This window comes from Streptomyces sp. NPDC086777 (assembly GCF_040702065.1).
Lineage (GTDB): Bacteria > Actinomycetota > Actinomycetes > Streptomycetales > Streptomycetaceae > Streptomyces.
Map to the genome: position 1 here is coordinate 122,588 of NZ_JBFBJI010000019.1, position 22,571 is coordinate 145,158.

Genomic DNA, 22,571 nt, shown 5'->3' on the forward strand with positions numbered 1-22,571 from the left:
CCGCGCGGCCGGCCGACGGCGACCGGGCCGGCGCGGGGGCGGTGCGCGTCGCTCGACCGGTTCGGGCGCTGCCCCGCCCGACGACCGCCGAGGCGCCGCGGCACGGGTCCCTGTCACATATGCGAGGCCGGCGCTGTCCATAGGGATGTCGACGACGACTTCCGAGGACGCCCGGCGCGGCCGGGTGCCCGGGGCAGACGGGCGGTGGAACATGATCACGAGACACGGCGGGAGCCAGGTCTTCCGCATCACCACGGCGAGGCAGGGACTTCACGAGGACGTCCGCGGCCGTCAGCGCCGTTACGTCGCCTCCATGTCCGTGCGCACGGTCTCGGTGATCCTGGCGGCCACCCTATGGAACGTCGAACGGTACGTCGCGCTCGTCGCCCTGGTCCTCGGCGTCCTGCTGCCCTGTGCGGCCGTCGTCGTCGCCAACGCGGGCCGCGAAGGCGGCGCCGCCGCACCCCTGCCGACCTTCGACCCCGCCCCTTCCCGCCCGATGCTCTCCCTGCCGCCCGACGGCGCACCCGCGACGACGCCGCCTCCCCACGATCGCGAGGGCGGGCGCGGCCCTCGCGGTTAGCGGGCCGCCTCCCACCGGTGGCGGCGGCCCGTGGTCCCGCGAGGGCCCGGCTGCTTCACCCGTCGTGTCTCACCAGGGCGCCGGGGCCGGTGGCGGGACCACCGGGGGCCGGTCGTCGCAGGTGATGGTGTTCGGCAGCTCCCAGGACGCCAGCCAGGGGCCGGCCGTCCCGCCGCCGTCGTTGCCGCCGAGGTCGTTCACGGCGAACTCGGAGCCGGAGGCGGGGAAGTTGAAGGATCCGCAGTTGTTGATGCCGACCGCTCCGACGCCACGGGCGTCCACGTTCTCGAAGGACGCGGATCCGGCGGAGCGGGCGCTGAGCACGGAGGTACCGGTGCCGTCGACGCGGATGTCCTTGAAGCGGACCCCTCGGATCGCGTACTTGTCCTTCACCGGGAAGTCGGAGACCAGCATGATCGCGTTGTAGGTGTTGTCGAGGAAGTGGTCGCCGGTGACCTGGATGTCGGCGTCGATGTCGCGTTCCAGGGCGTAGAACCAGATCGCGCCCAGGCCGATCTTCCAGTTGAGCTCGAACGGCCCTGAGCGGACGGTGGTGTTGTCCGTGATCCTCAGGCGGCCGGTGAACGGCTCCGCGCCGAACCGGGAGCCGACCTGGATGGCGCTGCCCTCTCTGATCGGGTCGGCTATGAGGTTCCCTGTGACCGTGTTGTCGGTGCCGCCGTACAGGGCGATGCCGTTGGCGAGGACCGGGGTCTGCACGGTGTTGTGGGCGAAGACGTTGCGCGCGTCGCCCGTCTTCTCCGACCACATCGCCAGGCCGTCGTCGCCGGTGTTGCGGACGAAGGTGTCGGAGACACTCGAATCGGTGACGCCGGTATGGAAGTTGAGGCCGTCGGCGATCTGGTCGGCGATCTGGGTACGGGTGATGCGCAGACGGGTCATCGGGCCGTCGAACCACATGCCGACCTTGGTGTGGTGGAGGTAGAGGCCGTCGATCGTCGAGTCGCTGAGCGCCCCGCCGATGGCGTTGACCTGGTCGGTGTCGATGCGTTCGCGTACGTCGCCCTCGACGGCGAAGCCCGACAGGTGGACGTCGCGGCTGCCGCCGTCCGCGGCGTCCTTGCCGTAGAAGCCGACCCCGGTGTGGACCGAGCCGTCGGGGGCGGGGCTGTCGAGGGTGACCTGGTGGCCCTTGACGATCGTGTACCAGCTGCCGGCCCCGACGATCGTCACGTCGTCCACGATGATGTGACGGTTCACCTGGTACGTGCCCGGCGGCAGGTACACCTTGAGGTGCCGCTTCCCGGCGTAGGCGATCGCCCGGTCCAAGGCGTCGCCCGCGTCACGCCGGCCGGTGGGGTCGGCTCCGAAGGCGACGACGTCCACGGCGTGCTTCTCGACGTGGGGCGCGCCGACGAGTTGTGTGTCGAGCAGATCGATGACGGTCCAGGCGGCCCTGCTGTTCCTGGGCACGGTGAGGCGGACGGTGTCCCCGGCCGCGTACCGCTTGCCGAGCAGCAGTCTCTGCTCGTCGTAGAAGTGGCTCGGCCGGAACGGCTTGTCGATGGTGGGCGCCGGGGTGGTGGCGGCGGGAACGCACCCGCATTCGGTGATCCACCAGTCGGGGTGCAGCAGGTCGCCCTGGGGGTCGTTGCTGAACGGGTACTGGTTGTAGAGCCAGGAGTACTGCGAGGTGAGGGTCATCGTGGTGGGGTGGCGGCCGTCCACGAAGACGTCGAGGGGTGCCGTGATGCCGCCGCCCGTGGGGGCGTCGGGGATGCTGTACCGCACGGTGAGAGCGTTGGCCGCGCGGGGCAGGGTGAACTCGACGTACTGGCCGGGCTCCAGGCGCACCGCGGAGCGGCCGGACGCCTCCGAGGGCAGCGTGTAGGCGGTGCGGTCGGGGCCGATCACGGTGCCGTCCGTCGCCGCGTTCTCCGCCTCCTGTTCGTCGAAGTCCACCGCGGCGCCCCGCCCCGCGACGAGGGCGGGAACGAGTCCGGCGCGGGTCACCGCCGGGGAGCCCGCACGGCCGGCGTGCCACGGCGCCGCCGGGGCCGGAGCGCCAAGTCCGAGCACGAGTCCGGCGGTCGCCGCGGTCAGCGCCACCAGGGTCCGGGCCGGTCTTCGCACACGGTCGCTCAGCCGTTCCGCAGCCTTGTGATGGGTGTACCGCGCCATCGGATTCTCGTTTCTCTGGGAGCGGAGGTCACCGAGGGCAGCTCGGTGCGCGGCGGCACGACGGGACGGGCCGTGCCGCTGCGTACCGGGACATTAGGGCGCGACCGGACGGCCGGACAAGACGGCGGACACTTCTTTCCATCACGCCGTAGGGTTTCTGCAAGTAATTGTAGATTACTTGCGCCGGTTTACGTTCCGCGGAGTGACACGCTGACGTCTCGGGACGGGCCGGCGGGGGCGCCGCGCGGTGTCGTACGTCCACTCGCGCCGGCGGGACGACGACGTCGACGCGGACGGCGGCGACCGGGTCGGTGACCGTCTTGGCGTCGAGGTCTCCGGCCGGCGAATGATCCGCCGTCGCCGAACCCGGCGTTCCGCTGGACCAGCTCAGCCGTGTCGATCACTGTGACGACAGCCCCTCTGCGCTGAGGCCCGACCCTCGGCGACGGCACCTCCGGACACCCCCGCCCTGGACCGCCACCGCCCCTCATGCCCCCGACCGCGCAGGACCGGCGCCACGGTGGCGCGTTCCCGGAGTGCGGGCGAAGGTGACAGGTGGGATTCTGTACTTCCCGGAAACCAGGGGGGCGACGGCGCGACCCAAGGCTCCGGCAGTTGCCCGAGGTGGTTGAGGTGATGGGCATCAGGACAGCAGGACCTCCACGACGACGGCCCCTCACGCCGCTGGCCGCCGTCGTCGACGGTGTCCTCGCCGGCATCGCGGGAACGGTGTGCATGGACGCCACGCGCTATCTGCGATACCGCCGCACAGGAGGCACCGAGAGCCCCAAGGACTGGGAGTTCGCGCCGGTCGGAAACTGGGAAGAGGCCCCGGATCCGGGCAAGGTCGCGAAGCGGCTCCTGGAGGGGTTCACCCAGCGCGAGGTCCCCGACCGGTGGGCGTGGCTCCTGAGCACCGCGATGCACTGGTCCTACGGCTCCGCCTGGGGTGCGCTGTACGGCATCGCCGCCGGATCGGTCCGGCGCCCGAACCCGTTGCTCGGCATCCCCTTCGGCGCGGCCGTCTGGGCCAGCGCGTACCTGGTCCTGCCGCAGGCCGGGCTCTACGAGCCGATCTGGAGGTACAGCCCGCGGACGTTGGCCGACGACCTGGGCGCGCATCTCGTGTTCGGTCTGGGCGCCGGGACCTGCTTCTGGCTCGTCGGCAGACCTTGCTGACTGGTTCCCCACCTGGTCGGCGTACTCCTTCTCAGCGCAGTTGCTCGGCCAGTCCGACGATGATGCCCTCCGGGCCACGGAGGTAGCAGAGCAGGAAGCTGTCCTCGAACCGGGCGATCTCGCCGACCAGTTCGGCGCCGTGAGGGCGCAGGCGGGCGACGGTGTCCTCGATGTCGTCCACGGCGAACATGACGCGGTGCGTGCCCAGAACGTTGTGCGGCCGGTTGCGCGGCCCGCCGCCGATCGCGGCGGGGCTGCGGTACCTCGCCAGTTCGAGCCTGCTGTGACCGTCCGGAGTCCGGACCATCGCGATGTCACAGTGGACACCGTCGAGTCCGGTGCACTGGTCGGCGAACCGGCCCTCGACCTCGGCCCTGCCCTCCAGTTCCATGCCGAGTTCCACGAAGAACGCGATGGCCGCGTCCATGTCGTCGACGACGATGCCGACGTTGTCCATCCGCTGAATCGTCATGCTGGTCTCTCCCTCTTCCTGGTGCGGCCGGTGACGGCCGCCGTCCTTCCCGGGACGGAGCCGGTGGCACGTTCTCGACATCCGGCATCCGACACTCGGCACTCGGCACTCGGCACTCGGCACCGGCACTCGGCATCCGGCACAAGGCACCCGGCAACAGGACGTCCGAGGCCGGCTGCGCACGGCCGGGGGCCGGGCCGTCGCAGGTCACGGCGGGGGCGGTGACCCGTGCCGGATTCACTCGTTTGACGGAGTGGCATACCACCGTGTCACCCACCTCGCCCGAAAGCGTTCCACTCCATGCATCTTCGCCCGCTCGGACGTCCCGCACGCGGTGCCAGGCCGCCGGTCCAGGAGGTCGAGTCCGTCCTCGTCGAGCAGTACGGGGATCTGGTCCGCCTGGCCCATCTCCTCCTGCCCGCCGCTCTCGGCCGCCACCGCCGGGTGGTCGTCGCCCACTCCGTGGTGCAGCGGGCGCTGACGGGAGCGCGGCCGGGTGCCGGCGCGGCGGTCCCGCCCCCGCGCCGGGAGCGGCCGGGCGGCGCGCCGGTCGGGCAGGCGCTGCTCGTCGCGGTGGTGCGGGGCGCGCTCTCGTACGACCGGGGCCCGCGCCGGCGCCTGATACCGCTGCTGCCCCGGCTGCCGCTGGTGGTGGGCCTGAGACTGTTCCCCCTGTCCGGTGGCGCCGACGAACTCGCCCTCGCCCTGCGGCTGTCGGGGGTGACCGCGGCGGGCCGTGCGGCGTTCCTGCTGCGCACGATGCACGGGCTGTCCGACGAGACCGTGCGCGAGGTCATGACGGCGGCCGGGGTACGACGGCCCGACGCCGCGCTGCAGGCGGCGGACGCGCTCGGCGAGAGCGTCGGGCCGTCGGCCGCCGGGCTGCTGGCGTCGCCGGAGTTCAACGCCTGCGCGCTCCAGGCGAGCCCCACCGACCTGCTGCGGCGCAGGCGCCGGGTACGGCTGGGCCTGGCCGCCGCGGCCATCTGCACGGTGACGGGAACGGTGCTGGCGGCGACCCTGTCCGGCGGCCCGGCGCGCTCCGACGGGACGCCGACGTCCGCGGCGCGGGCCGCCTACGGCCCGGCGGACCTGCTACGCACCGGGGACACGGTGTGGGACAACACCTCGCGCGTCGACTTCACGGCCTGGCCGGCCCGTGGATCCCGGGTGCACGACGAGGCGCTGCTCGGCCGGGCCGTGTCCGCGTGGAGCAGCCCGGCCGGGGCCGGCATCCGGCCGGCCGTCGCCCCCGGCACGGGCGCCGGCGCCCCGGTGACCGCGCCCCGGTTGCTGTACGCGGGCGACGTGGGCGGCGGCGGCGTGGTGGTGCTGTACGACGGTGAACGCCTCGCCCGCTACGACGAGCCCGCTCACGGCCGGGCCGAACTGAGCGTGGCCCGGGTCGACGAGGCGGATGTGACGACCGCGGCGGCCGTGACGCTGACCGCCTCGCAGGGGTCGGCGCGGTTCCTGCTGGCGCCGTGGGTCGCCGAGGCGCAGACCCGCGATCTGCTGCACCCGGACGTCCTCGGCCGGCCGCTCGGGGTGGCGAAGGACGGGGTCACCGCCCCGGTCCCGGCGGTACCGGCCGGCGACGGCTGCGCGCGCCGTCCCGTGCTCCAGCTGCGGTCCTCGGAGCGCATCGCCGAGCACCACGCCTTCCTGCTCGCCCCGCTCGGCGGCCTCTCCCCCGTGCACCTGACCTACACGCCGCCGCCCGGACGCGGGAGTCCGCCCCGGCAGCCCCGGGAGGCCACCGGTGGCGCCGCCCTGGTGGCCTGGGCGCACCAGGCCTGCGCGCTGACGTCGCTGCGCGGGGCCGGCGTACGGGCGGTGAACGCCTGGGACTTCGCCGAGCAGGAGCTGCCCGACGGCGGCGGGCGGGCCGTGTGGACCTGCGCGCGCGCCGACTCCTGGAGCGGCCCCGGCGATGTCACGGTGGGCCTGCGCACCAGCCGTGACACCCCGGCCGAGCCGGTACGCACGGTGGCCCGGGCCCGGTCCACCGCCGCGTGCAGCCGGTTCGGCCGGCATGTGGTGGCCGCCACCGGCTGGCGGTCGCCGCGAGGTCACTGGTTCGTGCTGGCGGCGGGGAGCCGGGCGGTGACGGCCCTGCGCGTGACCGGGGACGTCTCCGCCGCTCGGGGCGGCCGCACCTTGGCGCTGCCCGCTCCCGAACGCCCCCATGTCGCGGTACGGGCGCAGCTGGCCACCGGGGAGATCCTGGACGGCCTGAAGCAGCACGGCTGACGCCCGGCGAAGGCTCCGCCCCGCGGGCGCGGGGCCCTCGCCCACCGACGCCGTCCGGATGCCGCGGCGGTCCCGGTGGGCCCGCTCCGGCAGGATTCGGGGCCGGAGCAGGCTGTGGGGCGCCACCGACTCCGTACCCTGGCGGCATGCGCATGCGACCCACCCTGAGCTGGACCCCCGCCGCGGACCTGCCGCCGGGCACCACCGATCTGGAACCGGTCGTCCACGCGCTGAGCACCGGCGGTGTGCTCGTGCTGAGCGGCGCGGGCATCTCCACGGAGTCCGGCATCCCGGACTACCGGGGCAAGGGCGGCAGCCTGACCCGGCACACGCCGATGACCTACCAGGACTTCACCGGCAGCGCCCACGCGCGGCGCCGCTACTGGGCACGCAGCCACCTCGGCTGGCGCACCTTCGGCCGTGCCGTCCCCAACGCCGGGCACCGGGCCGTGGCCGCCTACGCGCGGTACGCCCGTGTCTCGGGAGTGATCACCCAGAACGTCGACGGCCTCCACCAGGCCGCCGGCAGCGAGGGCGTGGTGGAACTCCACGGCAGCCTCGACCGGGTCGTCTGCCTCTCCTGCGGCGTCCTCAGCCCGCGCCGGGAACTCGCCCGGCGGCTGGAGGCCGAGAACCCGGGCTTCGACCCGGTGGCCGCCGGGATCAACCCGGACGGTGACGCCGACCTCACCGACGCGCAGGTCGGGGACTTCCGCGTCGTGCCCTGCGGCCACTGCGGCGGCGTCCTCAAACCGGACGTGGTCTTCTTCGGCGAGACGGTTCCGCCGCAACGCGTCGAGCACTGCCGGCGGCTGGTCCGCGAGGCGTCCTCGCTGCTGGTCCTGGGCTCCTCGCTGACGGTGATGTCCGGGCTCCGGTTCGTCCGGCAGGCGCACCAGGAGGGAAAGCCCGTGCTCATCGTCAACCAGGACCCGACCCGGGGCGACCCGCTCGCCCTCGCCAGGGTCGCGCTCCCCCTCGGACCGGCCCTGACCACCGTGGCCCACCGGCTGGGCATCCCGGTCGACGGCGGGTCCGCGGACTGACCCTCATGTCCGGCGGTGGTGGAAAGCGGCACATGCGAACAGAATTGTGATCCGTGGGGCGTCGTCCCACAGCCGCACGCCGCACGGCCGGCGTCCCGCCGACGGAGGGTGGAAGACATGCGGCATTACGATCTCGTCATTCTGGGGGCGGGCAGCGGCAACATGCTGCTGTCCGAGGAGTTCGGCCGTCTGCGGATCGCCATCGTCGAGCCGGGCCGTTTCGGCGGCACGTGCCTGAACCGGGGGTGCATACCGAGCAAGATGTTCGTCGTCGCCGCGGACGCCGCGGTGGGAGCGCGGGAGGCGGAGCGTCTCGGGGTCCACGCGAGTGTCTCGCACGTCGACTGGAAGTCCGTCCGGGACCGCGTGTTCGACCGCATCGACCCGCTGCACCAGAGTGCGGTGGACTACCGCAGGAGCCAGGGCGTCGACGTGTTCACCGAGGCCGCCCGCTTCGTGGCCCCGAAGGTGCTGGAGGTCGGGGCGGAGCGGGTCACCGCCGAGACGTTCGTCGTCGCGGTCGGCTCGCGGCCGGTGGTGCCGGACATCCCGGGGCTCGCCACCGTGCCCTTCCACACCTCGGACACGATCATGCGGATAGACGACCTGCCCGCCTCCCTGCTGGTGCTCGGCGGCGGCTTCATCGCGGCCGAGTTCGGCCACGTGTTCACCTCGTTCGGCGTGGACGTCACGATCGTGCAGCGCGGGCCGCGCCTGCTCATGGCGGAGGACGAGCAGGTGTCGCGGCGCTTCACCGAGCTCGCCGCACGGCGCCACCGTGTGCTCCTCGGTTCCGAGGCCGTCTCCGTCGCACCGCAGGGGGACGGCGTGGCGGCGCGGGTGGCGGGTCCGGACGGTGAGCGTACCGTCGAGGCCGACATGCTGCTGGTGGCCCTCGGCCGCAGGCCCAACACCGACCGGCTGCGGGCCGTCGACGGCGGGCTGGAGCTGGACGAGCACGGCCACATCGTCACCGACGACGCCTACCGCACGTCCGTGCCCGGGGTGTGGGCACTCGGCGACGCCGTGAACCACTTCCAGCTCAAGCACGTGGCGAACGCCGAGACGCGGGTGGTGCGGCACAACATCCTCCATCCGCAGGACGTGCGCACGCTGCCGAACACGGCCGCGCCGCACGCGGTGTTCACCCACCCGCAGATCGCCAGTGTCGGGCTCACCGAACAGGAGGCACGGCGGCGCGGCATCGACTTCCTGGTGAGCGTCCGCGACTACGCCCAGACCGCGTACGGATGGGCTCTGGAGGACACCACCAGTTTCGTCAAACTCCTGGCGGATCCCGCCGATCGCCTGCTCCTGGGCGCGCACATCATCGGGCCCCAGGCCGCCACGCTCATCCAGCCCCTGATCCAGGCCATGTTCCTGGGACAGACGGTCGACCGGATCGGGCACGACGTCATGTACATCCACCCGGCCCTGACGGAGGCCGTCGAGCAGGCGCTGCTGGAGCTGTAGTCAGGCGTGGCGGGCGGTGCCGGCGCAGGCGCCCGGGCGGTGCCGATCAGGCGGTGACGTCGAGGACGACGCGGAACCGCGCCTTGCCGGAGAGCATGTGCTCGTAGGCGTCCATGGCCCGTTCGAAGGGCATTCTCTCGAGGGAGGGACGGATGCCGTGGGCCAGGCTGAAGCCGAGGTTGTCCTCGTTCTCGATCGACGAGCCGGTCAGGCTGCCGACGATGCTCCGGGTGCCGAAGATGAGGTCGGCGGTGGAGACCGACAGCGGGTCGGGCGCAGCTCCCACGACGACGAGCTTCCCGCCCGGCGCCAGACCGCTCACCAGCGGGTTCATGGACGCACCGCTCGACGCCGTGGCGACGATGACCGAGGCGCCGCCGAGAGCCGCCAGCGCCTTGCCGGGGTCGGTCGCCGCGCTGTCGATGTACTCGTGTGCGCCCAGCTCCCGGGCGAGCGGCTCCTTGTCCCTGCCGCGGGCGACGGCGGCGACCCGGAAACCGAGGCTGCGGGCGTACTGGAGGGCGAGGTGTCCCAGCCCGCCGATGCCCTGCACGGCCACCAGGCTGCCCGCCCGGACGGAGTCCTGCTGGAGGGCGGAGAAGGTGGTCAGTCCGGCGCACAGCAGCGGGGCGGCCTCGGCCGCGGGCATGCCGTCGGGGATGCGGACCAGTCCGCTGGCGCGCGCGAAGGTCACCTCGGCGTAGCCGCCGTCGACGGTCGTCCCGGTCTGCGCCTGGTCGAGGCAGTTCACGAAGTCGCCCCGGCGGCACGGCTCGCACTCCCCGCAGTGCCCGTTCAGGAAGCCGACGCCGACCCGGTCGCCGCGGTGCCAGGCGGTGACGCCCGGCCCCACGGCGTCGATGACGCCCACGATCTCGTGGCCGGGCACGATCGGGCTCGACGGGTCGGCGCGCAGGCCCTCCACGGCGAGGACGTCGGAGTGGCAGACCCCGCAGGTCTCCACCCGGAGGCGGACGTGTCCGGGCGCCGGATCGGTCAGCTCGCGCTCTACCAGCCGCAGGTTGTGGACTCCGGTGGCCTCGAAGGCTCGGTAGGTGGTGGACATGGAGGCTCCTTGGTGACAACCGCCGGGCATATCCGACGGGGCTCGGTGGTGGGCGATGCATTTTCAATATGACCAGTCGTCTTAATTGACGTCAAGCCCGGTCGCTCCGAGGGGTGCGCGGGCCCGCCCGCCGGGCTTGACAGCGTTCAAGACGACCGGCCATATTGTCGGAGAGGTGATCCGCATGGCACGTGCGTCGAAACGCGAGGACATCGCGCAGGCGGCACTGGAACAGTTCCGCACCCGGGGCTTCAACGCCACCGGCATCAGCGACATCACCTCGGCCGCCGGCGCCCCGAAGGGTTCCTTCTACAACCACTTCGCGAGCAAGGAGGACAGCGCCCTGGAGGCGCTCGACCGCTACGCCGTCGGCCTGCGCTTCGACATGCTCGACACGGCCGGACGCCCACCGCTGGAGCGCCTGCGGGCGCACTTCGAGTTCATGGGTTCGGACACTGTGGACAGCGGCTTCGCCCGCGGCTGCCTGGTCGGCAACTTCGGCGCCGAGGTGGCCGACCACTCCGAGGAGATACGCACGGCGGTCCGGCGCGGCTTCCGGCAGTGGGCGTCCCACATCGAGCGGGTACTCGCCGAGGCCCAGGAATCGGGCGCGGCAAGCGCCTCGCTCGACGTCCCGGCGACGGCGCTGTTCATCCTCAGCGCCTGGGAGGGTGCGCTGATCGCGGCCCGCGCCGACAAGTCGTCCGCCCCCATCGACGCGTTCTTCCACATGGTGTTCGACGTCGTGCTGGGCTGAGCCCGCCCGCGCGGGTCACGGCGCGCGTACCGGCCGTGGGACCGGCGGTGCGCCGCCGGTCCCACGGTCATGCTGGATCACACCGTCCGCGACCGCGCGTCACGGACGCCCGCCCGCGGCGGTCAGCGCTCCTCCGCCTGGCCCAGTCCGATGCCGGTCGACCAGGACGTGATGTACACCCCTCCCCTGTAGATGTCGGTGGTGCCGGGGAAGAGGAAGCTCGTGGCACGGCTGCTGCCGTCGGGCATGGCGAGCTGGAGCCCGCTGACCTGCAGCTTGTCCTCGGGTGCGTCGGGGACCGAGTAGGCGATGGTCGTGTGCAGCGGAGAGTCCGGGCGCAGCACGAGGGTGCCGCCCCGGCCGTTGACGGTCACCGGGATTTTGTCGGTCTGGTCCGGCGGAGAGCTCAGGGTGATCAGCGGGGTGTCGCTGAGGCTGCAGGAGATGCCGTCGTGCGCGAGCAGTGTCAGGTCGAAGCTGCGGTGGCCGAGTCCGTAGGAGTAGCCGCCGAAGTAGAACGAGACGTTGCCGCTGGTGCAGGGACGCACGGCCGGCTTGGCGGGGCTGGCGCTCGCCATCGCGGATCCGGTCAGGAGCATGATGGACAGTGCCGCCGCGACGGCCGTGGTCCGAGTCCTTCTGCGCATGGGAACGGGTCCTCTCATTTCTGGTCGGGGGAAGCCGGGTCAGGGGTGACGGACGAGGCGGGTCAGAACGCGCCGAGGCCGTGCGGCATGCCGATTCCGGTGAGCCCGTCCCACCCGGGACCGGCGTTGCACAGCGAGGCGCGGATCCCGGGGTAGTCGGCGCACTGCCGGTAGTCCTCGTTGTTGCCGCCGGTGACGTCGGTGAAGCCGGACGCCGCGGCCTTGTAGAGGGTGTTGGGGCCCTGGACTGCGGACAGGTGCCCGGCACGGGCGTAGAGACCCGCTATGTATGGCGCGGAGGCGCTGGTGCCGCCGACGATGGTCCAGTCGTCGGGCTCGCCGCTGCTCGGCGCGTAGGTGTCGTAGACGGCGAGGCCGGTCGCCGGGTCGGCGTCCGCGGACACGTCGGCGGCCGCCCGGTGGTGGCCACAGGCGGCGGTGGCCGAGGCGGGCTGCCCGGTGGCCGCGGTGAAGTCCGTTTCGCAGCCGCTGCCGGCGGCCCACCAGCCCGTCGCGGGAGCGTCGGCGGGCAGGGTGACGCCACCGACCGCGGTCACCGAGGGGAGGTTGGACGGCCATGCCTGGTGGATACCGCCGTTGAAGCCGGAGTCGCCGGTGGAGGCGGTGATCGCGACGCCCTTGTGCCTGAGCGCCTTGAGGTAGGCACCGCTGGTGTTGGTCACGTCCGCGGTGTAGCCGTAACTGATGCTGATCGCCGAGGCGCCGGCGGCCACCGCCGTGTCGACCGCCTTGGCGAAGTCGCCGGTCGAGACGTCGTTGTCGTCCTCGCCGTCCTGCCAGGGCACGGAGATCTCCAGAAGGCGGCAGGTGGGGCAGGCCGCGGACGCCGCGTCGAGATCGAGCGAGGTCTCGACCGCGACGTCCTCCTCCAACGCCGCGCCGGCACCGCTCTTCTGCGGTGCCGGCTGCTTGCCGCCGGTGTAGTTCCTCAGCGTCAGACAGCCGGACGCCGTGTCGCAGGCGGGCAGCCCGAAAGCGGCGCGGTAGGTGGCCAGATCGGAGGCCAGGGTGGCGTCCACGCCCGCGTCGATGATCGCGACGGTCGCGGTGCTCTTCGACTTCGCGGGCAGGCCGTAGGCCTTGGCGAGGTCCTGCGGACCATAACCGGCGGGCGCGGACGCGCGCAGCGGAGTGCTGCTGCCCCTCTTCTCCGTGACGATCTGGGCCGCGCACCGGGGGCACACGCTGCGCACGCCGTGCGCGTCCAGCAGGGATCCGGCCCTCACCTCCTGCCGCAGCCGCACGACCGGATCGCCGCCGCCGGTGGCGGCAGCCGTCCGTACGGTGCCGCCGCCCGCGGGTGCCGCGGCCACGGCGTGCGCGGAGGACAGCGCTCCGGCCAGCAGAGCGGAGACCACGATCAGGACGGCCGCTCCTCCGGTCGCCCGACGGCCGCCGACGATCGCGCGTACGCCCGTGCGCAGGGCGGTTCTTCCTCTTCTACGATCCACGGATCCACGAATCCCTTCTGCGTTTCCCTGATGGGATGCGACGCGAGACGACGCGTCACGCTCGTGGGATCCACACCGACGCGGAAGAGTTCGCCGGATGGACCATGTTTTTTCTGACTAACCGTCATAAGCCTTCCTGACGGGTTGGCATGAGGGGCGACAGGAGCCGGTCGGCGCGGTGGTCGTGTCCGTCCCGGCCGCGATCACGGTGTTCCCCGGCGAGATCTACCAGGCCCCGCACAGCGGGGCGTCCCGCGCCTACCACGACCTCTTCTATTACCACCGTGCCCGCAGCGGGGGCCACTTCGCGGCCTGGGAGGTGCCGGGCATCTTCACCGAGGAACTCCGCGCCGCGTTCTCACAACTGCGCGGCTCGCGGCGGTCGGCGTGCAAGTAGCCGGTCCCCCGGTGTGAGGGCGCCGCCCCCGGCATCCGGGGGCGGCGCCCTCCTCTTCCCGCGACCGACTGGCCTGCGCCGGGAGCGGGCCCGGCGGGTACCGCCGCTTTGATGCTCGTGGCCGGCGAAAAGTTCGGGCGGGAACGAGAGTTGGCGAGATGTTAGGGAAACGGGCGGAACGCCCGCCGGGATGGTCATCAGACGCACCCTGAACGGACACCTGCGGTCTGCCGGACAGGTGTGCGGTGGTCGTTGCGCGCCGGGAGCACCGGCGCGTACGACTGCAAGGACAGATCCCACATGACACTTCGCGAGAAGAGACCCTCGCCCGCCGTCCCGCGCCGCACCGCGGTGGCCGCGGTGGCCCTGGCGCTCATCGGCTCCGTGACCGGAGCGGGCATCGCCTTCGGTTCCGACGCCGTCACGGCCGCCGGTGGCCACGGGCACGGTCGGACGGCACCGGGCGACTGGCTTCCGGACACCCCGGAGAACTGGCCGCTGGTGGTCGACCGGACCCGTACCCCGTCCGAGACCGTCACCCGCGGCCTGAAGCACTACAGCGAGACCTACGACACGGTCGGCGGCCGGCAGCACATCCAGGTGCTCCAGGCCGACCTGACCGACCCGAACCTGCGGGTAGGCATGGTCGAGGCCGACGACACCCTCACCGACCCGGCGGACGAGACGCCGTCGTCGATGGCCCACCGGACCCACGCGGTCGCCGGGGTCAACGGCGACTACTTCGAGATCCACGCGAGCGGTCGCCCGGTCGGCGGCATCATGACCGACGGCCGGCTGCTGAAGAGCCCCAAGGCGGGCTTCGCCTCCCAGCTCGGCGTCAAGGCCGACGGCACCCTGGTGATGGGACCCGAGACCTTCTCGGGCACCATCACCGCCGGCACCGCGAACCGTGCGCTCACCTCGGTGAACACCGTGAACGACGTGGCCGGCGGCGGCATCACGGAGGTGACCTCCGACCTCGGCGAGACCTCCGGCCTCACCAAGGCGTCCACGCTGGTGGCCGGGCACGGCACCGCCGGCGGCTTCGTGGTCGACCGGGTGCAGACCGGCATCACCACCGTGCCGCGGCTGGCCGCGGACGAGACCGGTCTGCTGGGCGCCGACGACGGCGGGCAGTGGCTCTCCGACACGCTGCACCCCGGCGACACGGTCCGGATCGCCACCCGGCTGTCCCCCGATAACGATGTCACGCAGCTGATCAGCGGCGTCGACACCCTGGTCAAGGACGGCGAGGTCTACAAGGACCCGACCGGCACCCCGCCGAGCGGCGCCAACCCGGAGACCGCCGTCGGCATCACGAAGGACGGCAGGCACGCCGTCGTCGTCGCCATCGACGGCCACGGCGGCGCCGACACCGCCTTCGGCGTGACCCCGGAGCAGGCCGCGGGCTACCTGGTCGCGCACGGCGCGTACACCGGCATGCTCTTCGACGGCGGCGGCTCCACCGGCATGGTCAGCCGCGCCCCCGGCGCCGACCGGGCCGAGGTCGTCAACACGCCCTCCGACCTGCCCGGCAACACCGAACGACCGGTCGCCAACGGCATCTTCTTCTACTCGACGGCCAAGCAGGCGGAGGCCGCCCGCAAGGTGGTCGTGAACGACGGCAGGACGGTCACCACCGTGACCGGCGGCTCCGTTCCGCTGCCGGTGCACGCCGTCGACCGGTTCGCCAACCCGGCGGCCGGCGAGACCCACGTCCGCGTCGAGCCCGCGAGCCTCGCCGGCTACGAGGACGGCAGGCTCACCCCGCACCGCTCGGGCACCGGCCGGATCATCGCCTGGAACGGCAGCGCGTCCACGTCCGAGAAGCTGGAGGTCGTCAGCGGGCTGAAGACCCTCACCGTCTCCCCGGACCAGGCCGACCTCGACAACGGCGGGACGCAGCAACTGGCCCTGTCCGGCACCGACCAGGACGGCGACCGGGTACAGATCCCCGCCGAGGCGGCCACCTGGAAGACGGACCCGGCGAGCCTCGGCAGCGTGGACGCCCACGGGCTGTTCACCGCCGGCGCCGAAGACGGCGGGCTCGCCGACGTGAGCGCGAGCGTCGCGGGGTCCACCGGCACCGCGTCGATCGCGGTCGGCAGCGTCAGCAAGGTCATCGACCCGATGAACAGCCTCGACCACTGGCGCCTCAGCAACAACACGACCGGCAAGCCGGCCACGCTGTCCGCCGACGCCGGGGTCGTACCGCCCGGCTCCACCGAGTCCGGATCGCTGCGGCTCGACTACGCGATGCCGGCCGGCTCCGGCGTCAAGCAGCTCGTCCTCACCCCGAACGTCACCCTCAAGACCGACACCGCAGGCGGCCACGTCCCCACCGCGATCGGCATGTGGATCAAGGGCGACGGCAACGGCATCGAGCTGGCCGAGCGGTACATCGGCGTCAACGGTTCGGCGACCACGCTGTATCCGACGTACGTCACCTGGAAGGACTGGCACCTCGCCGTCGCGCAGCTGCCTGCGGGCATGCAGTTCCCGCTGACCATCAGCTTCGTCGACTTCCTGGCCATCAGCCCGAGCACCGCCTACAGCGGCTCGCTGAACGTGGCGGGCCTCCAGGCGCTGTACTCGCCCCGGCCGGTGACCGAGCCCGACTACCACGCCGTACCGGACAACCCGAAGTGGCTCTCCTACGAGGAGGACTCGGCGGACTTCGCCCGGCGCGGCAGCACCCTGCTCGCCGGTGACGACGCCCACCTGCTGGCCTCCGACCCCGGGTCGGTCAGCAGCAACGTGATGGACTCCATCGCGAAGCGGCTGCCTTCCCTGAGCCCCCAGGCCCAGCCGGACGCCGCGCAGTTCCTCGGTGACATGGCCGACGACGGCAAACTCGCCGACCTGCGGTTGGCCAAGGCCAAGATGGACGCGCTCGGTGTCCCCGAGCGGGACATCGTCGGCAACCACGAGATCACCCAGGGCGCCGACGCCGAGAACGGCAACTACAGCGACACCTTCGGCGACACCCACTACGCGTACAGCGAGGGCGCGGCACGGCTGATCGTCACCGACAACTCGCACGGCAGCCTCCAGTCCTCGGACCCCTTCCAGGACCCCGCGGGCGCCCAGTACCCCTGGCTGGTCCAGCAGTTGACGGACACCACCGCCAAGGACGTCCTGGTCATCACGCACATGCCGGCCTACGACCCGCACCCGGCCGCGAACAGCCAGTTCACGGACCGCTGGGAGGCCCGCATGTACCTGCGGCTGGTGCAGCGCTTCCAGCAGACGCACCCGAAGCAGCACGTGATCATGATGTACGGCCACGCCCGCGGCTTCGCCGAGCAGATTCTCGACCCCGAGGGGCACCCCACCACGGTGGAGAAGGGCGGCATCCCGCAGTTCACCTTCGCCGACCTCGGCATGCCCGCGTACGCGCCCGCGGACCAGGGCGGCTTCTACCACTTCGGGCTGGTCCGCATCGGTGACGACGGTGACCTCCAGTACACCGTCGAACCCGCGCTCGCCTCGATCACGGTGCGGGGCCCGGAGGACCCGATCGCGAAGGGCGACCGCGTCACCCTGACCGCGGACGGAGACCAGGTCGCCAGCGACAACATCGCACCGCTCACCGTCCCGATCGCGGACCCCGCCTCGCACGTGTGGTCCTCGGCCGACCCGAGGATCGCCTCGGTGGACCCGTCCACCGGTGCCCTCACCGCCCACCGCCCCGGCACCGTCACCGTCTCGGTGACCTCCGGTGGCGTCACGGGCAGCACGCAGGTCGTCGTACGGTGACCCGCTGACCGACGAGGGGGTGCCCGGCGCGGCCGGGCGCCCCCTCCCCCGGCGGGATCGCGCCGATCTACGATGACGCGGTGAAGTTCCTCATGGTGCCGGGCGGTTGGCAGGGCGGCTGGGTGTTCGACGCGGTCGCCGCCGAGTTGCACCGGGACGGTCATCAGGTCGAGGCGGTGACCCTGTCGGGTCTGGAGCCGGACGCCCCGGCCGACGTGGACCGCCCGCCGAATCTCGACGACCACATCGCGCAGGTGGCCGGGACGGTCGAGCGGAGCGACGGATCGCCCCTCGCCCTGTGCGGGCACAGTTACGCCGGTCTGGTGATCGCCGGTGTCGCGGACCGGCTCGGCGACCGGCTCGCCCAGCTCGTCTTCATCGACGCCTACGTGCCCGCCGACGGCGACTCGTGCTGGTCTCTGACCAGCGACAGCTTCCGGGAGCTGTTCGTCGCCGGCGTGCGGGGCGACGGTCGCTGGGTGGCCGTCCCCGAGGGCCTCGACCCCCGCGCGCGCCCGCATCCGATGCCGAGCCTCGTCCAGTCGGTCAGGCTGGAGGGCGGCACCGGCGGCACGTTCGGTCGGACGTACATCAGCGGTGGCGCGTGGGCGGGCAGCCCGTTCGTCTCCCTCACCGAACGGCTGCGCGCCGACCCGGACTGGCGGGTGCACGAGATTCCGGTCGGCCACAACATCGCCCGCCGCGACCCGCGCAGCCTGGCGGCCGTTCTCGCCGCACTTCCTCCGGGCCCCGCCTGAACAAGCGGGCGTTCGGTCCGGGTGCCCACCGTGATCACGGCGGTTGCCGACCGGGCCGATCACCCGTCACTTGATGCCCGTCGTGGCGATTCCCTGGACGATCTGGCGCTGGAAGACCAGGAAGACGGCGACGAGCGGGATGAAGCCGAGGACCGAGGAGGCCATGATCTCGGCGTACTGGGGGCTGGTCGGGTCCACCAGGGAGGCGAGGCCGACCGGGATGGTCTGGGACCTGGTCTGGCTGAGGACCAGCAGCGGCCACAGGAAGGAGTTCCAGGAGCCGATGAAGGTGAGGATCGCGACCGTGGACACCGCCGGGCGGCAGATCGGCATGCAGACGGTGGCGTAGATGCGCCACCAGCTCGCGCCGTCGATGCGGGCCGCCTCGATCAGCGCGGTCGGGATGCCGCGGAAGAACGAGTGGAAGACGAACACCGAGATCGGTGCCGCGACCGACGGCAGGACCAGCGCCCAGAACGTGCCGAGCAGGTGGAACGAGCGGTACTCGATGAACTGGGGCAGCACCAGCGCCTCGGTCGGCAGCATCAGGCCTGCGGTGACGACGGCCATGACCAGGGCGCGGCCGCGGAAGCGCAGGAAGGCCAGGGCGAATCCGGCCATCGAGCAGAACGCCACCGTGAAGACCACGGCGAGGGTCGAGATGACCAGGCTGTTGAGGTACCAGGTGCCGATCGGGTGGTTGTCCCAGGCGGTCGCGTAGGCGTCCAGCGACCAGCCGCCGGCGAAGACCGACGTGGGGCTCTGGGTGATGGCCGCGTCGTCGCGCAGCGAGGTGATCAGTGCCCAGGCGAAGGGCACCAGCCAGATCAGGGCGAACAGGGTCAGGCACACGGCGCAGAGCCGGTTGAAGAGTTTCGCCCCGTCGACCGCGCCCTTCGGGTCGGCGGTCCGCGGCTGGGTGATGGTGGTCATGGATCCTCCGCTCAGGCCGCGCTGCCGGTCGCGCGACGGCGCCGCAGCCCGTACCAGGCCGCCGAGATCGCGACGATGATGACGAAATAGACCATGGTGGCGGCAGCGCCGTAGCCACCCCGGTAGGCGGTGAAGCCGGTGTCGTAGATGTACTCGATGACGGGCCGGGTGGATTGGTTGGGTCCGCCGCCGAGCAGCTGGTAGATCTGGTCGAACACCTTCAGCGAGGCGAGGATCTGCAGGATCAGCACCAGGCTGGTGGTCCGGCCGAGCAGCGGGACCGTGATGTGGCGGATCTGCTGCCAGGGGCTCGCGCCGTCGATGGCCGCCGCCTCGTAGACGTCCGCGGGGACGTCCTGGATGGCTGCGGTGTAGAGGACGAAGTTGAAGCCGAAGGTCCACCACACGGTCATCAGCACAACGGCGGTCCAGCCGCCCGAGGTGCTGCCGATGAAGTCCGGTACCGGCAGTCCGACGGCGTCGAAGACCTTTGGGACGAGGCCGATCTGCGGGGTGTACATCCACAGGAAGACCAGGGTGACCACGGAGGACGGCACGACGTACGGCACGAAGAAGGCGATGCGGTAGAAGAGCCGGCCGCGGCGGATGCGCGAGGCCAGGACGGCGACGCCGAGCGCGAGGATCACCAGCGGGGGCGTGGTCAGCAGCGTGAAGAGCACCGAGTGCCACATGCTCTCCCAGAAGAGGGAGTCGGTGAGCACCTCGCGGTAGTTCGACAGGCCGACGAAGTCCCCGAGACCGCTCTTGACGGTGGTGGTGTTGAAGAAGCTGAGCACCACGCCGACGAGCAGCGGGCCGACCAGGAACAGCAGGTAGACCACGAGGAAGGGGGCGGAGAGCAGCCGGCCCGCCCGGCGTTCGGAAGGGGTGGGCCGGTCGGCCGCGAGGCCGCCGGGGGCGGCGGGTGCCGGTCGCGTAGAGACGACGGTCGTCATGGTGGCTGCCTCCTACTTCATCGTGACCGGCGGTCGGGACGTGGTGTACCGCTGCAGGGCGGAGCGCATCGCGGACGCCATGCCCGTGGGCGTGATCCGCCCGGCGAGCGCCTCGATGACCGTGCCGCCGATCACGCCCTGGAAGTCCGAGCCGGCGCCGGTGTACCAGGCGACCGGGTCGTAGCGGGCGTTGAAGGCGGCCTCGACGTAGTTGCGTTGCGGCGACTGGTCGAGGAACGCCTTGCTGCGCTGCGTCGGCAGCCAGGCGGGGATGTGGCCGCCCTCGGCCCAGACCGCGCTGCTGTCGAGGAGGCTCCTGACGAACTTCGCCGCGTTGCGGGTGCGGGTCTCGTCGCCGCGGTCGTTGCGCGGCAGGACCAGCGCGTGCGAGTCGGCGTACGCCACCGGCTTCGGGCCGAGCAGCGCCGGGAACGGCACGACGTTGAACCTCAGGTTCTTGACCGCGCGGTACGTGGGGATCTGCCACTCGCCGTCGAAGAGGAAGCCGGCCTTGCCGGTGCTGAAGAGGGCGTTGGCGCCGGCGCCGGTGAGGTTCCTGGGCATCAGCTCCGGGCCGGTCAGGCTCTGCATGAAGGCGACCGTCTCCCGCATCGCCTCGTCGTCGATGGCGATCTTCGTGCCGGAGTCGGTGACGATCGGGCCGGCGAGGCCGGAGTAGACCATGCTGAAGAAGCGCCAGGCCGTGGACGGGTCCGCGGTGATCGACATGACCGCGCCGTACTGGGCGCCGCCCGCGTCCTTCATCGCCTTCACCGCGTCGACGAAGTCCTCCTTGCCCTTGAGGGGCACGAGATCGTCGCCCGCCGGGTTCAGCAGGCCGGCCTTGCGGGCGAGGTCCACGTTGTAATAGAGGACGAAGGGGTGTGTGTCGAGCGGGACCGCGTACACGGTGCCGTCCACGGTCGCCTTCTTCCAGGCCGCCGGGGTGAACTTGTCCTCGGTGACACCCAGTTCGCCGAGGGGGGTCCGCTCGATCGGCTCCAGCAGACCCGCGGCGGCCAGCAGCGGAAGCCGCGAGAGGTGGGTGATGCCGACGTCCGGGGGCGTGCCGCTCGCGATGGCCAGGGCCAGCTTGGTGTAGTACGGGTTGCCCCACCCCAGGACGGTCGCCTCGACCGTCGTTCCCGGGTTGGCCTTCTGGAACGCCTTCTCCATCAGCACCATGTTGGCGCCGTCACCGCCGGTGAAGAGGTTCCAGAAGACGACGTCCGCCGTGTTCGGTTGCGAGCCCGTCAGACCGGACGCGAGCGGGGAGGAGCACGCCGCGAGCCCTCCGGTCAGGGCAACGCCACCGCCGAGGGCAAGAAACCGTCGGCGCGCCATCGCTCCGCTCATGGGGTTATTCACCTCGTTAATTCGATGTGAACTCGATGGCGCAGACCCTCGCACACGTTTTGCATCGATGCAATAGATCGCCGTGAAGAAGTCTCCCACGGCTGCGGTCGCGGCCCGGGATCACTCCGACGCGGGCGCCCGGCGCGAGGACTCGCGGACGACCAGCCGGTACGGCGTGGCCACCTGGGGGGCCGCCACCACCGCCCCCGCCTGCGGGTCCTCGCCCGGCAGGGCCTCCTCGGGCTCGCCCGGGGCCGCCATCCGCTCCTCCAGCAGGGCCAGCGAACGCTCGGCGATGGCGTCGAGGTCCGGGGCGATCGAGGTGAGCGGCGGATGGGTGTAGGCGGACTCCTGGACCGCGTCGATACCGACGACCGCGACCTCCTCGGGCACCCGCACCCCGGAGGCGTCCAGGGCCCGCAGCGCGCCGACGGCGAGCGCGTCGTTGAAGGCGAAGATCGCGTCGGGCAGCGGGCCGTCGCCCTCCAGCAGCTCGCGCACGGCCACGTAGCCCTGCTCCCTGGTCCAGTCCTCGACCGGTACGACCAGCCAGTTCACCCGCCGCACCCGGGCCGCCGACATCGCCTGCTCGTACCCCTCGGTGCGCTGACGGCCGTTCTCGCTGCCGTTGCGGCCGAGCGCGACGATCCAGCGGCAGCCCTGCTCCAGCAGGTGCTCGACGGCCGTGCGCGCGGCCGCCACGTTGTCGATGCCGACCCGCGGGAACTGGTCGCCGACGCTGTGCTCACCCAGCATGACCAGCGGGAAGTCCGGCTTCTTGGCGGCGATGTCGCCGGCCGGCAGCGTCAGGGCACTGAGCAGCACACCGTCGGCGACATTGGTCAGACCGCCCTCGATGATCCGCCGCTCCACCTCGCTGTCGCCCGCGGTCGACTCGACGAGCACCGTGATGCCCCGCCGGCCCGCCGCCCGGATCACGGCCTGGGCGAGCTCGGCGAAGTAGGGCTCGGCGAGGAACGGCACCGCCAGGGCGATGAAGCCGGTGCGGCCCGAACGCAGGCCACGGGCCAGGTAGTCCATGCGGTAGCCCAGCTCGTCGAGCGAGCGCTGAACCTTCGCGCGGGTGTCGGGGCTGACGTGCGAGAAGCCGTTGACCACGTTCGACACCGTCCGCACCGACACCCCGGCGTGCTCGGCCACGTCCCGCATCCGCACCTTGGCCACTGGGGCCTCCTTCCCGTCGCGCCGGCGCCCGGCGGCCCGCCCCGATCGGCGCCGGGCAGGCTGTCCGAGTCTGCCGCACCGGGGAGCCCCGCCTCATCGTCGCATCCCACCTGGGTATTGCATCGATGCAAACGATC

General features: G+C 72.0%; 18 protein-coding genes. 9 read left to right on the top strand and 9 right to left on the bottom strand.

Translation table 11 applies throughout. The features are described 5' to 3' along the window. Positions 1 to 211 precede the first annotated feature (211 nt). Entirely contained in the window at positions 212 to 583 is a 372-nt protein-coding gene (locus AB0472_RS25990) for a DUF3099 domain-containing protein (protein ID WP_366359470.1), read from the top strand. A 69-nt stretch (positions 584 to 652) separates the two neighbouring features. Here the strand turns inward: AB0472_RS25990 and AB0472_RS25995 are convergent, their stop codons facing one another. Beyond that, entirely contained in the window at positions 653 to 2,725 is a 2,073-nt protein-coding gene (locus AB0472_RS25995; protein WP_366359472.1) for a glycosyl hydrolase family 28-related protein, read from the bottom strand. Positions 2,726 to 3,340: 615 nt separating this feature from the next. Here AB0472_RS25995 and AB0472_RS26000 point away from each other — a divergent pair. After that, positions 3,341 to 3,904: a hypothetical protein gene (locus AB0472_RS26000; RefSeq protein WP_366359474.1), complete on the top strand. Its 564-nt coding sequence runs from the start codon at positions 3,341 to 3,343 to the stop codon at positions 3,902 to 3,904. A gap of 31 nt (positions 3,905 to 3,935) precedes the next feature. On the opposite strand, the gene AB0472_RS26005 is transcribed toward AB0472_RS26000, so the two are convergent. Beyond that, complete coding sequence (locus AB0472_RS26005) at positions 3,936 to 4,376, bottom strand: VOC family protein (RefSeq protein WP_366359476.1); 441 nt, start codon at positions 4,374 to 4,376, stop codon at positions 3,936 to 3,938. A 300-nt stretch (positions 4,377 to 4,676) separates the two neighbouring features. Between AB0472_RS26005 and AB0472_RS26010 the strand changes: the two genes are divergently transcribed. The 3 genes from AB0472_RS26010 (at position 4,677) to AB0472_RS26020 (ending at position 9,148) form a co-directional block, all read left to right on the top strand. Continuing rightward, a complete protein-coding gene (locus tag AB0472_RS26010) occupies positions 4,677 to 6,629 on the top strand; it encodes a hypothetical protein (RefSeq protein ID WP_366359478.1) in 1,953 nt (650 codons plus the stop codon). Positions 6,630 to 6,775: 146 nt separating this feature from the next. Next, positions 6,776 to 7,675, top strand: coding sequence for an NAD-dependent protein deacetylase (locus AB0472_RS26015; RefSeq protein ID WP_366359480.1), 900 nt, complete (start codon positions 6,776 to 6,778; stop codon positions 7,673 to 7,675). A gap of 117 nt (positions 7,676 to 7,792) precedes the next feature. After that, positions 7,793 to 9,148 carry a mycothione reductase gene (locus AB0472_RS26020; protein ID WP_366359482.1) on the top strand — a complete coding sequence of 452 codons (1,356 nt, stop codon included), beginning with the start codon at positions 7,793 to 7,795 and terminating at the stop codon, positions 9,146 to 9,148. Between the two features lie 46 nt (positions 9,149 to 9,194). On the opposite strand, the gene AB0472_RS26025 is transcribed toward AB0472_RS26020, so the two are convergent. Continuing rightward, the gene (locus tag AB0472_RS26025) at positions 9,195 to 10,214 is read right to left on the bottom strand and encodes an alcohol dehydrogenase (protein ID WP_366359484.1); all 1,020 of its coding nucleotides are present in this window, start codon (positions 10,212 to 10,214) and stop codon (positions 9,195 to 9,197) included. Between the two features lie 184 nt (positions 10,215 to 10,398). Between AB0472_RS26025 and AB0472_RS26030 the strand changes: the two genes are divergently transcribed. Further along, positions 10,399 to 10,971 (top strand): TetR family transcriptional regulator C-terminal domain-containing protein, encoded by a 573-nt coding sequence (locus tag AB0472_RS26030; protein ID WP_366359485.1) that lies wholly within the window; start codon positions 10,399 to 10,401, stop codon positions 10,969 to 10,971. Positions 10,972 to 11,093: 122 nt separating this feature from the next. On the opposite strand, the gene AB0472_RS26035 is transcribed toward AB0472_RS26030, so the two are convergent. Together AB0472_RS26035 and AB0472_RS26040 are read right to left on the bottom strand one after the other, a co-directional pair. Next, positions 11,094 to 11,618, bottom strand: a complete 525-nt coding sequence (locus AB0472_RS26035; RefSeq protein ID WP_366359487.1) for a hypothetical protein — start codon at positions 11,616 to 11,618, stop codon at positions 11,094 to 11,096. A 62-nt stretch (positions 11,619 to 11,680) separates the two neighbouring features. Then, a complete protein-coding gene (locus AB0472_RS26040) occupies positions 11,681 to 13,090 on the bottom strand; it encodes a peptidase S8 (RefSeq protein WP_366359489.1) in 1,410 nt (469 codons plus the stop codon). A 178-nt stretch (positions 13,091 to 13,268) separates the two neighbouring features. Between AB0472_RS26040 and AB0472_RS26045 the strand changes: the two genes are divergently transcribed. The 3 genes from AB0472_RS26045 (at position 13,269) to AB0472_RS26055 (ending at position 18,004) form a co-directional block, all read left to right on the top strand. Then, positions 13,269 to 13,487 (top strand): hypothetical protein, encoded by a 219-nt coding sequence (locus tag AB0472_RS26045; protein ID WP_366359491.1) that lies wholly within the window; start codon positions 13,269 to 13,271, stop codon positions 13,485 to 13,487. Positions 13,488 to 13,787: 300 nt separating this feature from the next. Next, positions 13,788 to 17,246 carry a phosphodiester glycosidase family protein gene (locus AB0472_RS26050; RefSeq protein WP_366359492.1) on the top strand — a complete coding sequence of 1,153 codons (3,459 nt, stop codon included), beginning with the start codon at positions 13,788 to 13,790 and terminating at the stop codon, positions 17,244 to 17,246. 80 nt (positions 17,247 to 17,326) lie between these two features. Next, positions 17,327 to 18,004, top strand: coding sequence for an alpha/beta hydrolase (locus AB0472_RS26055; RefSeq protein ID WP_366359494.1), 678 nt, complete (start codon positions 17,327 to 17,329; stop codon positions 18,002 to 18,004). A gap of 66 nt (positions 18,005 to 18,070) precedes the next feature. Here the strand turns inward: AB0472_RS26055 and AB0472_RS26060 are convergent, their stop codons facing one another. The 4 genes from AB0472_RS26060 to AB0472_RS26075 all read right to left on the bottom strand — a co-directional run bounded on the left by AB0472_RS26060 (position 18,071) and on the right by AB0472_RS26075 (position 22,434). Continuing rightward, the gene (locus AB0472_RS26060) at positions 18,071 to 18,937 is read right to left on the bottom strand and encodes a carbohydrate ABC transporter permease (protein ID WP_366359496.1); all 867 of its coding nucleotides are present in this window, start codon (positions 18,935 to 18,937) and stop codon (positions 18,071 to 18,073) included. An 11-nt stretch (positions 18,938 to 18,948) separates the two neighbouring features. After that, positions 18,949 to 19,893, bottom strand: a complete 945-nt coding sequence (locus tag AB0472_RS26065; RefSeq protein ID WP_366359498.1) for a sugar ABC transporter permease — start codon at positions 19,891 to 19,893, stop codon at positions 18,949 to 18,951. Positions 19,894 to 19,905: 12 nt separating this feature from the next. Beyond that, positions 19,906 to 21,249: an extracellular solute-binding protein gene (locus tag AB0472_RS26070; protein WP_366359500.1), complete on the bottom strand. Its 1,344-nt coding sequence runs from the start codon at positions 21,247 to 21,249 to the stop codon at positions 19,906 to 19,908. A gap of 120 nt (positions 21,250 to 21,369) precedes the next feature. Next, positions 21,370 to 22,434: a LacI family DNA-binding transcriptional regulator gene (locus tag AB0472_RS26075; RefSeq protein WP_366359502.1), complete on the bottom strand. Its 1,065-nt coding sequence runs from the start codon at positions 22,432 to 22,434 to the stop codon at positions 21,370 to 21,372. Positions 22,435 to 22,571: the final 137 nt, after the last annotated feature.

Bases quoted from the DNA above. Each gene is read 5' to 3' on its own strand.
- AB0472_RS26015 (WP_366359480.1), top strand. From the start codon at position 6,776: ATGCGCATGCGACCCACCCTGAGCTGGACCCCCGCCGCGGACCTGCCG.
- AB0472_RS26025 (WP_366359484.1), bottom strand. From the start codon at position 10,214: ATGTCCACCACCTACCGAGCCTTCGAGGCCACCGGAGTCCACAACCTG.
- AB0472_RS26070 (WP_366359500.1), bottom strand. From the start codon at position 21,249: ATGAGCGGAGCGATGGCGCGCCGACGGTTTCTTGCCCTCGGCGGTGGC.
- AB0472_RS26010 (WP_366359478.1), top strand. From the start codon at position 4,677: ATGCATCTTCGCCCGCTCGGACGTCCCGCACGCGGTGCCAGGCCGCCG.
- AB0472_RS26035 (WP_366359487.1), bottom strand. From the start codon at position 11,618: ATGCGCAGAAGGACTCGGACCACGGCCGTCGCGGCGGCACTGTCCATC.
- AB0472_RS26050 (WP_366359492.1), top strand. From the start codon at position 13,788: ATGACACTTCGCGAGAAGAGACCCTCGCCCGCCGTCCCGCGCCGCACC.
- AB0472_RS26005 (WP_366359476.1), bottom strand. From the start codon at position 4,376: ATGACGATTCAGCGGATGGACAACGTCGGCATCGTCGTCGACGACATG.
- AB0472_RS25990 (WP_366359470.1), top strand. From the start codon at position 212: ATGATCACGAGACACGGCGGGAGCCAGGTCTTCCGCATCACCACGGCG.
- AB0472_RS25995 (WP_366359472.1), bottom strand. From the start codon at position 2,725: ATGGCGCGGTACACCCATCACAAGGCTGCGGAACGGCTGAGCGACCGT.
- AB0472_RS26065 (WP_366359498.1), bottom strand. From the start codon at position 19,893: ATGACGACCGTCGTCTCTACGCGACCGGCACCCGCCGCCCCCGGCGGC.
- AB0472_RS26030 (WP_366359485.1), top strand. From the start codon at position 10,399: ATGGCACGTGCGTCGAAACGCGAGGACATCGCGCAGGCGGCACTGGAA.
- AB0472_RS26020 (WP_366359482.1), top strand. From the start codon at position 7,793: ATGCGGCATTACGATCTCGTCATTCTGGGGGCGGGCAGCGGCAACATG.
- AB0472_RS26060 (WP_366359496.1), bottom strand. From the start codon at position 18,937: ATGACCACCATCACCCAGCCGCGGACCGCCGACCCGAAGGGCGCGGTC.